This window comes from Knoellia tibetensis (genome assembly GCF_048606415.1).
GTDB classification, from domain to species: domain Bacteria; phylum Actinomycetota; class Actinomycetes; order Actinomycetales; family Dermatophilaceae; genus Knoellia; species Knoellia tibetensis.
On record NZ_JBMBWF010000001.1, the window covers coordinates 841,856 to 856,375 of the forward strand.

The 14,520-nt window shown below is 67.5% G+C and carries 11 protein-coding genes; 3 read left to right on the plus strand and 8 right to left on the minus strand.

The features are described 5' to 3' along the window. Window positions 1-16: 16 nt before the first annotated feature. Complete coding sequence (locus tag ACOJV7_RS04030) at window positions 17-1,372, minus strand: MFS transporter (RefSeq protein WP_420188858.1); 1,356 nt, start codon at window positions 1,370-1,372, stop codon at window positions 17-19. Window positions 1,373-1,452: 80 nt separating this feature from the next. On the opposite strand from ACOJV7_RS04030, the gene ACOJV7_RS04035 reads away from it, so the two are divergent. Beyond that, entirely contained in the window at window positions 1,453-2,223 is a 771-nt protein-coding gene (locus ACOJV7_RS04035) for an IclR family transcriptional regulator (protein WP_420188859.1), read from the plus strand. A 73-nt stretch (window positions 2,224-2,296) separates the two neighbouring features. After that, window positions 2,297-3,082, plus strand: coding sequence for a S1 family peptidase (locus ACOJV7_RS04040; protein WP_420188860.1), 786 nt, complete (start codon window positions 2,297-2,299; stop codon window positions 3,080-3,082). Between the two features lie 21 nt (window positions 3,083-3,103). On the opposite strand, the gene ACOJV7_RS04045 is transcribed toward ACOJV7_RS04040, so the two are convergent. Together ACOJV7_RS04045 and icmF are read right to left on the minus strand one after the other, a co-directional pair. After that, window positions 3,104-4,825, minus strand: coding sequence for a hypothetical protein (locus ACOJV7_RS04045; protein ID WP_420188861.1), 1,722 nt, complete (start codon window positions 4,823-4,825; stop codon window positions 3,104-3,106). A gap of 460 nt (window positions 4,826-5,285) precedes the next feature. Beyond that, window positions 5,286-8,528 (minus strand): fused isobutyryl-CoA mutase/GTPase IcmF, encoded by a 3,243-nt coding sequence (gene icmF / locus ACOJV7_RS04050; RefSeq protein WP_420188862.1) that lies wholly within the window; start codon window positions 8,526-8,528, stop codon window positions 5,286-5,288. Window positions 8,529-8,671: 143 nt separating this feature from the next. Here icmF and ACOJV7_RS04055 point away from each other — a divergent pair, with 143 nt between their 5' ends. Further along, window positions 8,672-9,043, plus strand: a complete 372-nt coding sequence (locus ACOJV7_RS04055) for a VOC family protein (RefSeq protein ID WP_420188863.1) — start codon at window positions 8,672-8,674, stop codon at window positions 9,041-9,043. An 18-nt stretch (window positions 9,044-9,061) separates the two neighbouring features. Here the strand turns inward: ACOJV7_RS04055 and ACOJV7_RS04060 are convergent, their stop codons facing one another. The 5 genes from ACOJV7_RS04060 to ACOJV7_RS04080 form a co-directional block, all read right to left on the minus strand. Beyond that, window positions 9,062-9,235, minus strand: coding sequence for a hypothetical protein (locus ACOJV7_RS04060; RefSeq protein ID WP_420188864.1), 174 nt, complete (start codon window positions 9,233-9,235; stop codon window positions 9,062-9,064). 82 nt (window positions 9,236-9,317) lie between these two features. Further along, window positions 9,318-10,337: an aminoglycoside phosphotransferase/kinase family protein gene (locus ACOJV7_RS04065; RefSeq protein ID WP_420188865.1), complete on the minus strand. Its 1,020-nt coding sequence runs from the start codon at window positions 10,335-10,337 to the stop codon at window positions 9,318-9,320. Next, window positions 10,334-10,786 carry a type II 3-dehydroquinate dehydratase gene (aroQ, locus tag ACOJV7_RS04070; RefSeq protein ID WP_420188866.1) on the minus strand — a complete coding sequence of 151 codons (453 nt, stop codon included), beginning with the start codon at window positions 10,784-10,786 and terminating at the stop codon, window positions 10,334-10,336. The genes ACOJV7_RS04065 and aroQ overlap by 4 nt, the downstream gene beginning before the upstream one ends. Before the next feature lie 171 nt (window positions 10,787-10,957). Next, window positions 10,958-13,663 carry a DUF4153 domain-containing protein gene (locus ACOJV7_RS04075; RefSeq protein ID WP_420188867.1) on the minus strand — a complete coding sequence of 902 codons (2,706 nt, stop codon included), beginning with the start codon at window positions 13,661-13,663 and terminating at the stop codon, window positions 10,958-10,960. Beyond that, on the minus strand, window positions 13,660-14,373 hold the full coding sequence (locus ACOJV7_RS04080; RefSeq protein ID WP_420188868.1) for a response regulator transcription factor: 714 nt from the start codon (window positions 14,371-14,373) through the stop codon (window positions 13,660-13,662). Before ACOJV7_RS04080 ends, ACOJV7_RS04075 begins: the two co-directional genes overlap by 4 nt. Between the last annotated feature and the right edge of the window lie 147 nt (window positions 14,374-14,520).

Below are 14,520 nucleotides of genomic sequence, written 5' to 3' on the forward strand. Positions count from 1 at the left end.
CGGCTGGGTTCGCAGGTCAGCACGCGCCGGCGAGGGCGGGCTCTGCGGGGGCGTCGACTGCGGCCCGGGGCTGGCGGTCGCGGCCCCGGGTGGTGACCACGGCAGTGACGACGAGGAGCACGGCGGCCAGCGCCGCGGCCAGCGAGAAGGCGACGAAGTTGCTGCCGACTCCCAGACCGGCGTCGAGGAGCGAGCCGCCGATGTAGGGCGCGGCGACGGCACCGATCCGGCCGAGGCCGAGGACGAAGCCGAGCGAGGTGCCGCGGGTCTGCTGCGGGTAGTGGCTCGCGACGGCGGCGATGATGAGGCACTGGGTGCCGTGGGTGCCGACGCCGGCGAGGATGAGCGCGGCATAGATCGGGGTGACCTCCGACGGGTAGGTCAGGAGGAACGCGAGTCCGGCGGCGGCGAGGATCGCCGCGCCGATCGCGCTGCGCAGCGGGCCGAACCGCATGCCCGCCCAGGCCGTGACGACGGAGCCGAGGACCGCGCCGACGTTGAGGGCGATGAGGAAGTTCAGCGGGTTGCCGAGGTCGAAGCGGTCGTCACTGCCCATGAGCTTGGGCAGCCAGGTGCCGAGGCCGTACCAGGCGAAGAGGGTGGCGACGGTCGCCAGCGAGAAGAGCACGGTGGCGACGAGCCAGGGTCCGCGCAGGATGCCCCTGATGCCCTCGTGCTCGGGCTTCTCGGTGGGGACGCCGGAGGTGTCGATGCCGTGCAGTGCGTCGACGGCAGCAGCCTCGTCGAGGCGGCCACGCGACCGCAGCCACGTTGGCGACTCCGGCAGGTAGCGCCAGCACAGCGGCAGGAGGATGACGACGCCGACGAACGCCACGGCATACATGGGGCGCCAGCCGTGCGCGGGGATGACCTCACGACCGACGAGCGCGGCGATGGTGCCGCCGACCGGGACGCCGGACATCATGATCGTCGCGACGGCGGAGCGGGTGCGGACCGAGACGAACTCGGAGGTGAGGGCGTTGGCGCTGGGCACGAGACCGCCGAGGCCGAGGCCGGCGATGAAGCGGAAGGCGCCGAAGGTCTCGGCGTTGGGGGCGACGTAGCAGAGGGCGGTGAAGAGCGAGAACCACAGCGTGCACCAGAGGATCGTGCGGCGGCGGCCGAGCGCATCGGCGAGGCGGCCGGCGGCCAGGGCCCCGACGAGCATCCCGAGGAAGGCGAGGCTCCCGATCAGGCCGGCGCTGGTGGCGGTGAGGCCCCATCCGGGCTCGGCGAGGATCGAGGGAAGTGTCGTCCCGTAGACGATGAGGTCGTAGCCGTCGAAGACCACGATGAGCCAGCAGAGCAGGATCACGAGCCAGGCCGGGCGGACCCGGGTGGGCTGTGCGGTGGGGGTGGGCGTCGTTGCCATGCGTTTGAGAGTGGCGGTCGTTCGGTGGAGCGGAACAGTGAATTCTGGCTAGCAGAATAGTGTGTGCTTGACTGGTTGTCGTGAACGCGCGTGAGCTCAAGACCAAACCCACGTATGCCGTGACCTCCGTCGACCATGCGCTGCGCCTTGCGACGTGGTTGCAGCTCGAGGGCGGGCTGACGGTGGCGGAGGCGGCTTCACGTTTGGGTGTCGCGCGGTCGACGGCTCACCGGCTGCTGGCGATGCTCGTCTATCGCGACTTCGCGGTGCAGAACGCAGACCGTGGGTATCGAGCAGGGCCGGTGCTGGAGTTGGCGGGGAACTCGCCGTCGGAGACATCGGCGCTGCGGGCGGCGGCGTTGGGGCCGATGCAGGACTTGGTGGCGCTGGTCGGCGAGACGGTGAACCTGACGATCCGGACGGGTGACACGGCGCGGTTCATCGCGTCGGTGGAGTCACCCCAGGCGCTGCGGGTGGGGTCACGTGAGGGGATGGTGTTCCCGGCTCATCGGGTCACTGGCGGGCAGATCCTGCTGGCCGAGATGAGTGATGCCGAGGTGGAGGAGCTGTACTCCCCGGACCGGTATGCCGGCCGCGAAAGCGAGCGCCCCGACGTCCCGCGGTTGCTGCGGACGTTGGCCCGCATCCGGTCGCGGGGGCTGGCAGTGAACCGCGGCCTCTCCGAGAAGGGCGTCGTGGCAGTCGGCCGAGCGGTCCGCGACTCCAACGGGGTTGCAGTGGCCGGCCTATCCATCTCAATGCCAGCAGTCCGCTACGACCCCGAACAGCTCCCCCGCCTCGACCTCGCGCTCGGCATCGCATCGCGAGCCATCCGGCTGCCGCATTCCTAGCGTCCCGAATCTTCATAAACGTACCTCGGGTTGCCTCGAATGCAACGTCCCACATACATGTAGCGTAGCCGTCATGAAACCAACTACCGCAACTGAGATGCTGCTCTTTAGCACGGTTCGAATTAGTGCTGAGAACGCAGCCGGACAGGAACTTTCACAGGGAACTGGCTTCTTCTACAACACAGCAAACCGCTTGTACGTAGTAACCAATAAGCATGTCGTGGAGGGTGCGTCCCAGGCGACGCTCCACATGATTGGACGTGGGCCTGATGGTGAGGCCAACTTGGGGACCAGATTCGATATCACACTAGCGCCCGCGACCGGCCATTTCATTGGGCACCCGGACCCCGCCGTCGACATTGCTCTTGCCGATTTGACATTCGCTCTTGGCCCGTCACAGACAGAGGCCTTTTGGCGATCGATCGATGATTCGTTGGTCGCAACACCCTCCTCCTTGGACGATTTTGACTCGATAGAACCAGTAACGTTCATTGGGTATCCAAGCGGCCTTTACGACTCCACGTCCGGCCTCCCAATTGCGAGACGAGGGCATAGCGCAACACCATTCAAAGTCGATTACGAAGGCAAGCCCGTCTTCCTCATTGACGCCTCAGTCTTTCCTGGATCAAGCGGCAGCCCCGTATTTCTAGTGCGGCCGGCATCGTCCCCGGATAAGTGGGGGAACATTACCCTCGGGTCCGGCCCCAAGGTACTTCTTGTCGGGATTGTCGCTTCCTCATATCTCCAGCGGGACTTAGTCAAGGTCTCGGTTGGACCCCACATCGAACAACTCTTGGACATTGGCGTCGTCTTCAAAGCTAGCGCGATTCAAGAACTAGTAGCTACGCTAAAAAATTGAGAGCCGGATTGATGTGAGATATCAGGGGCGAAGTATGAGCTCGATCTGTAGGTTGGGCTTCTGCCGCCCTCGCGAGGACCGTCTCCAGTCTGCCAGGGAATTGCGATATCTAGCATGAAGTCGGTCTAACGCTTCTACAGTGGCTATTGAGTGCCACTTCGGGACCGACTCGAACGTTGCATCCAGAGCCAGTAGGGCCACGACCGAGAGCTGGGATTCGGCGGCATGCTCGATCTCTGCGGAGTGCGCCGTCTGGTTTCTGACATAGCGCATTCGCTGCAGATTGAACCTCGCAAGCTCCTCTACCTCAGCGCAAAACGTCGCCAATCTCTCTCCGTTGCTCAACAACTCGCGGGTGCTGCGCAAACGAAATAACACATATGGAGAAAACTGAGCGGAACTCCTGACGTACTCGCGCACGACTTCCGCATCAACCCCGCCTAGGTCTGACCGAGTGGACGTGAGAATGTTGCACCAGATGCGGGCATCAACGGAGCCTTTACCCCGACCTGCTTCGACGGCATCTCGCACCTTTTGCGACGCTCCAACTGACTTCGTATAGAGCGCCCAAGAGCGATATACCTGTTGTTTGACTGCCACCAACGCAATAATCTTTGGAACTTTTTCGACAACGATATTCTGCGGCTTGTCTCGGCCCTCGCGAGCTAGGTACTCGAGGGCTACCCAGGAAAAGAAGACCTTTAAGGTTCCAGCTCTCTCCATGGAAGCTTTGGTTGCAAAGCGTAGGGAGCGGGACACCGAGGGTGATCGTGAGATATCCATCAATCGACCCTTGGCTACGAAATTCGCACGGCCAGCCAGATACTCGGACTTGGCGCTACCCACCCGCCACACCAAGACCTTTCGCTTAACACCGAAACTCGTGGCTCGATGCTCGGCGTTGAGTAGGTCAACGACCGAGTCCGCAATGTTCAAAGCGGCATGCCTGGCGCTCTCCGGATCCCAGGCCTGGACCGAGACGGTAAAAACGGAGGATGAGGCCCTCGCACCCTTCAGCGACTCCTCCACTGACTCTAGGTGCCAGTGTCGCAGGCAGAAGCGTGCAAGTTCGGTATCTGCGCCATGGTGTTCGCACCCGTCCCCATCTTGTCCCCAACTGATTCTCCTGCCTTTTACCAAAGGCTTCAACCCATTGTTGTTTGCGTTCAGAACTAACCCCACGCCATCAATTACAACGGCAACCCGGAACTCCACACGGTCGGAGGACAAGAATCGCCCGAGGGCCACGGCCGCCAATTGGGGAGTGTTTGCGGATCCCAGAGCCCGAGCGATCAACTTGGCACTTGCGACACCGGACCTACCTTGCGTTAGCAGAAATGCACACATGTGTGTGGCGAGCGACTGGAGCTTCCTTGCATCTGACGTCGTGAATGGACCTTGGGCAGCTACCGCCGCCGAGAGTCGCATTACCAATGCTTCGCGATAGCCCGCCCCAGTGTCGTTAACAATCAGTTCGAATGCTTTGACTTGAGCCACCAAGGCTGTGATCCGAGCAGAGAGGTAGGCGCGTTTGGCCTGCGTACTGGAGCCGAGACCTGAGATCCCCGTCGTGAGGGTGGTTAAGTGCGCGGAGAACGGTGCGAAAGCAGTCGGAAACTCCTCTAAGAGGATTTCATTTCTCATGCAAGTGCGCATGGCGCGCTCGATTGCGTCCAACAGCGGCGCGAAGCCATGGGTCTCGCTCTCAATGAAACCCGCGCAGGCATCCAGAAGCTCACCCACGGCGGCTGCTGGCGTGATGCGAGCGTTTCCCGTGCGATCGAAGTGAGCTGCGGGATCAAGCAGCTCCGCACACGCCTCGATTAGGAAGCGCGGGGGTTCCCCGCTGTTTGTACTGGCCACGCTCGATTGGATGGCAGGATCAAATAGGAGCACGAGTGAACACTATTACAAAACGGAAAGAGGCCCCCAGTAAACTGGAGGGCCTCCGATCGCGGGCCACTCTCCATGCATCAGGAGGGGCGAACGACCTTTTCCGATACGGATCATGCCACGGGCGCTCGTGCGTGTCAACCAAACTTGACGAGGCGGGTAGGCTGTGACCGACTCAGCGAAGCACAGTCCGAAGGACTGAGTCGGTCACAGCCTACCCGCCTCGTGCGCAAGTTCTACCGGCGTCAAGTTTGGTTGACACGCACGAGCGCTGGCGTCGTGCGTGCGCTGCGTGCGCGCTCATAGGGCATCAGACGTTGCGGCGGTACTGGCCACCCACCTCGAAGAAGGCGTCGGTCACCTGCTGGAGCGTACACACCCGCGCCGCATCCATCAGCACAGCGAACACGTTGTCCCCTGACATCGCCGCCTCACGCAGCCGACCCAGCGCCTCCTCGGCCTCCACCGAGTGCGCCTCCCGATACGCACGCACCCGGGCTAGCTGCGACTCCTTCTCGGACTCGGACGCGCGAGCCAGCTCGACGTGCTGCGGCGTGCCACCCTCGGCGTCGGGCTTGCGGAAGGTGTTCACCCCGATGATCGGCAGCGACCCGTCGTGCTTGCGGTGCTCATAGAGCATCGACTCGTCCTGGATCTTGCCGCGCTGGTAGCCCGTCTCCATGGCCCCGAGCACTCCCCCGCGCTCCGAGATCCGGTCGAACTCCGCCAGCACCGCCGCCTCGACCATGTCGGTGAGCTCGTCGATGACGTACGACCCCTGCAGCGGGTTCTCGTTCATCGCGAGCCCCCACTCACGGTTGATGATCATCTGGATCGCCAGCGCGCGACGCACCGAGTCCGGACCCGGGGTCGTCACCGCCTCGTCGAAAGCGTTGGTGTGCAAGGAGTTCGCGTTGTCGTAGATCGCGATGAGTGCCTGCAGTGTCGTGCGGATGTCGTTGAAGTCCATCTCCTGCGCGTGCAGGGAGCGACCCGACGTCTGCACGTGGTACTTCAGCTTCTGCGACCGCTCGTTCGCCCCATACTTCTCGCGCATCGCGACCGCCCAGATCCGGCGAGCCACCCGACCGATGACCGAGTACTCCGGATCCATGCCGTTGCTGAAGAAGAACGACAGGTTCGGCGCGAAGTCGTTGATGTCCATGCCGCGCGCGAGGTACGCCTCGACATATGTGAACCCGTTCGCCAGGGTGAACGCGAGCTGGCTGATGGGGTTCGCCCCGGCCTCGGCGATGTGGTAGCCCGAGATCGAGACCGAGTAGAAGTTGCGCACCTGCTGCTCGATGAACCACTCCTGGATGTCGGCCATCATCCGCAGCGAGAACTCGGTCGAGAACAGGCACGTGTTCTGCCCCTGGTCCTCCTTGAGGATGTCGGCCTGCACCGTGCCGCGCACCGACGCAAGGGCAAACGCCCGTATGCCGGCCGCCTCCTCCGCGTTGGGCTCGCGCCCCTCGCGCTCGGCGAACTTCGCCATCTCACCGTCGATGACCGTGTTGAGGAAGAACGCGAGGATCGTCGGCGCCGGGCCGTTGATCGTCATCGAGACGCTCGTCGACGGTGACGTGAGGTCGAACCCGTCGTAGAGAGCCTTCATGTCGTCAAGCGTCGCGATCGAGACACCGGAGGTGCCGACCTTGCCGTAGATGTCGGGGCGCGGGTCGGGGTCGCGGCCGTAGAGCGTCACCGAGTCGAACGCCGTCGACAGCCGCGTCGCCGGCTGCCCCTCGGACAGCAGCTTGAACCGGCGGTTCGTCCGGAACGGGTCGCCCTCGCCGGCGAACATGCGCGCCGGGTCCTCGTTGTCGCGCTTGAAGGGGAAGACGCCCGCGGTGAACGGGAAGAAGCCGGGCAGGTTCTCGCGGCGCAGGAACGACACGAGGTCACCGTGGTCGGCGAACTTCGGCACCGCGACGCGGCGGATCTTGTTGCCGGACAGCGACTCCTTGACCAACGAGGTGTGCAGCTCCTTGTCGCGGATGCGCACGACCTGCTCGTCACCGGCATACGCCTCGACGGTCGCGGGCCATTTCTCGATCGCCTCGCCCACCTCGGTCGGCAGCGCCTTCCGCGCCTCGATGAGGAGCTGGTCGACCGCGTGGTCCTCGTGACCCGCCGCAGCGAGCTCGTCGTCCACGAACTCGAGCCGCTGCACGCGACGGGCGTGGGCGGCATACGCCTCGGTCTGCGAGTGGTACGCACGGATGGTGTCGGTGATCTCGGAGAGGTACCTGACCCGCGCGGCCGGCACAATCTGGCGCAGCACGGACGAGTGCCGCACGGAGACCGGCGGCAGGACGCCCTCGGAGAACTCGAGGCCCTTCTCGGAGAGCAGGCCGCGCAGCTCCTGGTAGAGCGCGGTGACGCCGTCGTCGTTGAACGTCGCGGCGGAGGTGCCGAAGACCGGCATGTCCTCGGGCTTCTTGCCGAAGGCGTTGCGGTTGCGGACGAGCTGGCGGCCGACGTCGCGCAGCGCGTCCATGGCGCCACGCCGCTCGAACTTGTTGATGGCGACGAGGTCGGCGAAGTCGAGCATGTCGATCTTCTCGAGCTGGCTCTGCGCGCCGAACTCGGGCGTCATGACGTACATCGAGACGTCGGCGAACGGCACGATCGCGGCGTCGCCCTGACCGATGCCGGGCGTCTCGATGACGATGAGGTCGTATGCCGCGGCCTTGAGGATCGTGATGACGTCCTCGAGCGCTTCGGGCACCTCGCGGCCGCCGCGGGTCGCGAGCGAGCGGAAGAAGATGCGGTCGCCGTCGAGCGAGTTCATCCGGATGCGGTCGCCGAGCAGCGCGCCACCACCGCGGCGACGGGTCGGGTCGACGGCGACGACGGCCACGCGGAGCTTGTCCTGCTGGTCGACGCGCAGGCGGCGGACGAGCTCGTCGGTGAGGCTGGACTTGCCGGAGCCGCCGGTGCCGGTGATGCCGACGACGGGGACGTGGCGGCCCTCGGCGGCGCGCGTGAGCTCGGCGCGGTCCTCGTCGGAGAGCTTGTTGGTCTCGGCGCCGGTGATGGCGCGGGCGACGGCGGCCCGGTCGCCCGAGAGGACGGCCGCCATGTCGGCCGAGCGGACGGCATACAGGTCGGTGTCGCAGTCCTCGATGACGGTGTTGATCATCCCGACGAGGCCGAGGCGCTGGCCGTCCTCGGGGCTGAAGATCGTCACGCCCGCCTCGCGCAGCCGTGCGATCTCGTCGGCGACGATGACACCGCCGCCGCCGCCGACCACCTTGACGTGGCCGGCGCCGGCCTCACGGAGGAGCTGGACGAGGTACTCGAAGTACTCGACGTGGCCGCCTTGGTAGGAGCTCACGGCGACGCCCTGGACGTCCTCCTCGATCGCCGCGTCGACCACCTCCTGGACGGAGCGGTTGTGCCCAAGGTGGATGACCTCGGCGCCCTGGCTCTGCATGATCCGCCGCATGATGTTGATCGACGCGTCGTGTCCGTCGAACAGGCTGGAGGCGGTGACGATGCGCACCGGGTTCGTGGGCACGTGCAGCTCGGGCGACGTCTGTGTCATGGGAGAAATAGTAGGACGTCCTAGTAAGTACCCGGAAGTCACGAAGCCCTGGTTGTGGTGCGGTGGCGGCTGTCGGTGGGCAGGTCTAGCGTCGGCTCCAGCGCTCGGACGACGCTGTCCGGGACCGTCGACAGGGGAGCAGCATGGACTACCGCATCGAGCTCATCTTCGTGCCCGTCTCGGACGCGGACCGGGCGAAGGAGTTCTACGAGGGCAAGCTGGGGTGGAACGTCGACCACGACTACACCGTGCAGCCGGGGCTTCGGTTCGTCCAGGTCACGCCGCCGGGGTCGGCGTGCTCGATCGCGTTCGGGGAGGGGATCTCCGAGGACGAGCCGGGGTCGATGCGCAACGTGCAGGTCGTCATCGACGACGCCGACGCGACGCGGGCGGCGCTGCTCGACGCCGGTGTTGAGGCGAGCGACGTGGACGAGCAGGCGTGGGGCCGGTTCGTCACCTTCTCCGACCCCGACGGCAACCGCTGGACGCTGCAGCAGATCGTGCGCCAGGGGTAGCCGCCGGTCGGGTTGGCGTCAGGGGGCGCCGGTGCCGCCACTGCCGGGGTGGTTGTGGTGCGTCTGCTGTCCGAGCGCGCCGGCCTCGGTGTCCGTCGAACCGTTGCTGCCGAGGTTCGTCGCTCCTCGCCGGTTGAGCACGATGACGAGCAGCGCGATGACGATGATGATGCCGACGATGAGGTACTTCACGACTGCCTCCCCTGCCGCCGGCCCCTCCGGCGTGGGGCCAACGTAACTCCTGGGCGCCTCATGCGGGAGGAGGCGCGGGATCTCACCGGGCTATGGCCGACGCGTAGGGGTCGGGTGCTGTCGCGTCCACGAGCCACTGGGTGACCGAGCGCTGGAAGGGCTCGTCGACGACCTCGAACGGCACATCGGCGATGAGCCGTCGCCAAGACTCGGCGCGGTGCAGGCACGATATGCGGTCGGCCGCGGGCAGGAGCGCCCGCAGTGACTCGACGTCGCGCACGTCGGACCACGGCTCGAGGAAGGCGTCCTCGACCGCTCGCAGGTCCGGGTGGTCGGGCTCGAGGTCGCCGCGGCTGCGCAGGATCCACAGCGGGATGCGGGCGACCGTGAGCGGGTGCGCCCAGAGTGCGTCACCGAGGTCGATGATCGCGGCGCCGTCGCTGAGGGGGAAGGCGTTGCCGAGGTGCAGGTCGTTGTGCTGGAGCGAGTGGGGAACGCCGCTGCCCTCGAGCGTGGCGGCGGCCTCCTCGACCCGACCCCGTCCGTCGCGGACCTGCTCGGCCTCCTCAGCCGTAGGGCGTCGAGGGTCGTCGGCAGGCAGGGTGAGCAGGCTCGACAGCAGCGCCTCACACCACGCGACAACCCGGTCCGGGCTGCTCGGGAACCGGCTCAGGCCCGTCGCGAGGAGCCGGTCCTCGTGGTCAGCGAGGTCGCGCTGCGCCCTGGCGTACTGCCCGGCCGTCGCCACCCAGCTCTCCAGCGGCGGCATCGTCTCGCCGTGCCACATGGGCTGACCGAGGTCGGCAGTGGCGAGCCATCCACGGTCGGGCTCGACGGCGACGATCGGCGCGACGGTGCCCGGCACGACCTCCTCGACGACCCGGACCAGCGCCGCCTCGAACGCCTGCGACGGCGCGTTCTCCTTGACCCAGACCTTGCCGCGGTCGGTCTCGACCGTGAGCACCGTCGACCAGAACCGGACACGTTCCTGGACGAGCGGTCCCGTTACCTGCCGGCCGGTCGCCTCGATCGCGGGTAGGAGCCAGCGAGCCAGCTCGGCACGCCACTCCTTGCTGCGCCACCGGGCCGGGAGGTCGGTCACCGCTGCGCCGCCACCCACACGATGGCCTCCACGTAGCCCGACACACCGTGCCCGATGACGTGGTGGTCGGTGACGTCGGTGAGGTAGGAGACGTGCCGGAACTCCTCCCGCTTCGCGATGTCGCTGATGTGCACCTCGACCTTCGGGACCGTCACCGCCGAGAGTGCGTCGCGCAGGGCGACCGAGGTGTGCGTGTAGCCGGCCGCGTTGACGACCATGCCCGCGATGCCGCGCCGCCCCTCCTGGACCCAGTCGATGAGGGTGCCCTCGGAGTTGGTCTGGCGGAAGTCGAGCGTCAGACCGGCTGCGTCGCACGCCCCTTGGCACAGCTCCTCGACGTCGTCGAGCGTGTCGCTGCCGTAGATCTCCGGCTCGCGCTCGCCGAGCAGGTTGAGGTTGGGCCCGTTGAGAACGAGCACCGTCGTCGAGCCGAGGGCGTGGGAGGACATGCGCCGAGTATGCCTTCCCACGCGCAGTGTGCCCCGCGCCCACCACCGCGCGCCGCTGTCACTCATCACTCGCTCCCCCACCTGGCGACTGATTGCGCAGGAGCGACGAAATCCGGTGCCGTGAGCACCAGAAACCGTCGCTCCTGCGCAATACGTCGGGGTCGGCCGGGGTCAGTCGAAGACTTCGGAGCGGGTGCCGGTGGGGACGAAGCCCTCTCCGAAGGTGGCGCAGAATGACGGGTCGACCGTGAGGTCGCGACCCTTGGCTGCGTCGAAGGCGCGGTCGCGACCGAGGTTCCACTCGAGGAGGTCGTCGCTGCGGTCGTCGCTCTTCTCCATGTGCCACGTGACGACGCACGCGGCCTGCTTGTCATCGAGCCCCTCGAGGATCGCCGGCGTCGCGTCGACACCGAGCCCGGCGAGGTAGTAGGTGTCGAGCTCGCCCGTCGCGGCGAACCGCTCGATGTTGCGGGTCGCGACCCAGGCGTCGGGGTTCAGAAGCCCGAAGCCGAGGAAGAAGAGCGCCCCCGAGAGCAGCGCGGCCCGCGGCACCCACGTGCCCTTGAGCCGCACGATCGCGACCATCATGAAGGCGACGATCAGCCCGAGCCAGAGCTCGAAGCCGTCGACGAAGACGCGGAGCACTGTGTAGCCGTAGGCCTCCTGGTAGAGCGACATCCGGTAGAGCGCGGAACCCACGACGGCGAGGGTGAGGGTGCACAGCGCGAGCAGCGAGACCCGCAGCGCCAGCCGGTCCGAGGCCGTCTCCTGCGCGGCCTTGCGGGTCGCGATGCCGACGACGACGAGGGTGAGGAACGTCGCGGTGGTGAGCTGGCCGAAGCCCTGGTGGACGTACTCGGCATACGAGAGACCTGTCGTGCGGCGCAGGTAGCCGTGCCCGCCCCACATCGCGGCCGCCTGCGCGACGAGGAAGAGCGCGAAGAGGGCGATGACGACACCGAGCGGCACGAGCCATTCCCACCGGTGCCGCACCGGCGCGCCGCGCGGCACGTCGAGGTCGGCGATGCGCGGCGGGTTGAGCGAGAGGTAGGCGCCGGCCAGCGCGATCCCGGCGACGAAGACGAAGACGAAGACGAAGATGCGGGCGATGATCGAGTCCCACCGCAGGTCGGGGATGAGCGACTGCGCCCACGACCCGAAGATCGCGTCACCGGAGGCGAAGAGCCCACCGAAGAGGACGAGCCCGACCGCCGCGATCGCGACGGTCCGCAGCACCGGCCACAGCAGCGGCGTCCGGCTCGTCGCGGTGAAGGTGCGACCGAGCAGCGGCAGGCCGCGCAGCCCGGCGAGCACCCACGAGATCGCGGACAGCGGGATGCTCACGAACGAGCGGGCCCGCGTCACCGTCGCCGCGAGCAGCAGGGCCGCGAGCAGCACCGACAGGACGGCGATCCACTCGGTCGCCCGGATGAACGTCATCGAGGTGAGACCGACCCCGACCGCGACGCACGCGATGCTCCACGGAGTGCGCCTGCTCTGCGACGGCCAGAGGATGAGCGCTGCCGCCGCGAACGTCACGAGACCGGCAGCCAGTCCGATCCGCCTGTCCGGCAGCAGGATCGACGCGAGCAGACCGATGAGCAGAGCGCCGATGAGCAGCGCCGGCTGAGGGCCGAGACCCGACTCGGGCCAGAACCTGCCGAAGAGCTGGTCAGTGAACGGCGGCGGCCCGGGCTTGGCCACCGTCGTGCCGCCGGCACCAGGGGCACCGGGGGCACCAACGGCGCCGGCCCCGGACGCAGTGGGTGGTGTGGGTCGCGCCGGTTGCGCCGGCGGCTGGGCGGGAGTCGTCGTCATGGTGACCTCCGAGGTCGGTCGGGCGGTCGGCAGGCTCGCCTCGCGCATCCGGGATCGGGTATGCCGGGGCAGCACCGCGCGCAGTCGCGCTCCCCTGCCGCCCGGCGGGGTGGGAAGGACGGAGACCGAGCCCCCGTGCAGCTCGCACACCCAGGCGGCGATGGCGAGGCCGAGGCCCGTGCCGCCGCCGGAGTCGTCGCCGGTGCCGTAGCGGCTAAAGACGCTCGCGGCCTTGTCGGCAGGGATGCCGGGGCCGTCGTCGACGACCTCGAGTGACCACGAGTCGTCGTCGAGCGCCGCTGCGGTGAGCCGGATCTCGCCGTACGGCGGGCTGTGCCGGGCGGCGTTGTCGAGGAGGTTCGCGACGAGCTGCGCGAGGCGGGCGGGGTCGGCGGTGACGGTGAGGTCTTCGGGGACGACACGGCATACGTGCTTCACGGAGCGGGAGCCGAGCTCCGCCTCGGCGACGGCGCCACGCAGCAACTCCCCCAGACCGACCTCCTCGAGCCGCAGCGGTGCGACGCCCGCGTCGATGCGCGAGAGGTCGAGGAGGTCGCCGACGAGGTCGCTCAGGCGTTCGGACTGGGTCAGCGCACCCCTGAGCGCTGCATCGTCCGGCTGAACGACCCCGTCGACGAGGTTCTCGAGGAGCGCGCGCTGCGCCGTGAGCGGCGTGCGGAGCTCGTGCGACACGGTCGCGATGAGCTGGCGGCGCTGGGAGTCGGCGGAGGCGAGGTCCGACGACATGGCGTTGAAGGCGCGGGCCAGCTGGCCGACCTCGTCGGTCGACGCGGTCGAGACTCGTTGCGCGTAGTCCCCCGCCGCCATCCGGCTCGCCGCCGAGGTCATCTCGCGCAGCGGCGCTGTCATGCCGCGGGCGAGCCACTGCACCACCGCCAAGGCGGCCGCGACCGTCACAGGAAGGGTGAGCCACAACGGAATTCCCGCGCGGTCGCCGATCGTCGCGAAGAGCGCGGCGAAGACGCAGCTGGCACCGACGAGAACGCCGAGCTTGACCTTGATCGAGCCGACACCCTGCAGCGGCTCGTCGGGGTTCACGTCGTCTCCAGGGCGTAACCGACGCCGTGGACGGTGCGGACGCGGGTGGCGCCGATCTTGGCGCGCAGCGACTTCACGTGGCTGTCGAGGGTGCGGGTGCCGGAAGCGTCGGACCAGCCCCAGACCTCGCTCATCAGCTGCTCGCGCGAGCGCACCGCGCCCGGGTTGGCGGCGAGCGCGGCGAGCAGGTCGAACTCGAGCGGCGTGAGGTGGACCTCGGCGCCGTCGACGGTGACCCGGCGCGCGGGCCCGTCGATGCTCACGGCGCCGAGAACGGTCGTCGGCGCGGGAACGGACGCGAGCTCGGCGGCGCGCTCGACCCGGCGCAGCAGGGCGTGGGTGCGGGCGACGACCTCGCGCATGCGGAACGGCTTGGTGACGTAGTCGTCGGCGCCGACGCCCAGCCCGACGAGGATGTCGGTCTCGTCGTCGCGGGCCGTGAGCATGAGGACGGGGACCGGGCGGATCGCCTGGATGCGGCGGCACACCTCGAGGCCGTCGAACCCGGGCAGCATGACGTCGAGGACGACGACGTCGGGGGCGTGCTCGCCGAACGCCTCGACGGCACCCGGGCCGTCGTGGGCCTGGTGCACGGCGTAGCCCTCGGCGCGCAGACGGTCGGTGACGGCCTGGTTGATCGTCGGCTCGTCCTCGACGACGAGCACCGTCGCCTTCGCCGCGCCGACGGTCCCCTCACCTGTTCCTGTCATGGCACCGACAGTAGGAGTCTTCCTGCATCGCGCGTGGGCACGACCTGTGGAGATCTCGTGAAGATGGGCGAACGGCATACGGGCTCGGACGACAGGCCTCGTATGCCGTGTATCTACGAGGGCGCGTCGCCCTCCTTCCCGTCAGCG

Coding starts and splice junctions, on each gene's coding strand:
- ACOJV7_RS04080 (WP_420188868.1), bottom strand. CDS start 14,373: ATGACAGGAACAGGTGAGGGGACCGTCGGCGCGGCGAAGGCGACGGTG.
- aroQ (WP_420188866.1), bottom strand. CDS start 10,786: ATGTCCTCCCACGCCCTCGGCTCGACGACGGTGCTCGTTCTCAACGGG.
- ACOJV7_RS04040 (WP_420188860.1), top strand. CDS start 2,297: ATGAAACCAACTACCGCAACTGAGATGCTGCTCTTTAGCACGGTTCGA.
- icmF (WP_420188862.1), bottom strand. CDS start 8,528: ATGACACAGACGTCGCCCGAGCTGCACGTGCCCACGAACCCGGTGCGC.
- ACOJV7_RS04030 (WP_420188858.1), bottom strand. CDS start 1,372: ATGGCAACGACGCCCACCCCCACCGCACAGCCCACCCGGGTCCGCCCG.
- ACOJV7_RS04055 (WP_420188863.1), top strand. CDS start 8,672: ATGGACTACCGCATCGAGCTCATCTTCGTGCCCGTCTCGGACGCGGAC.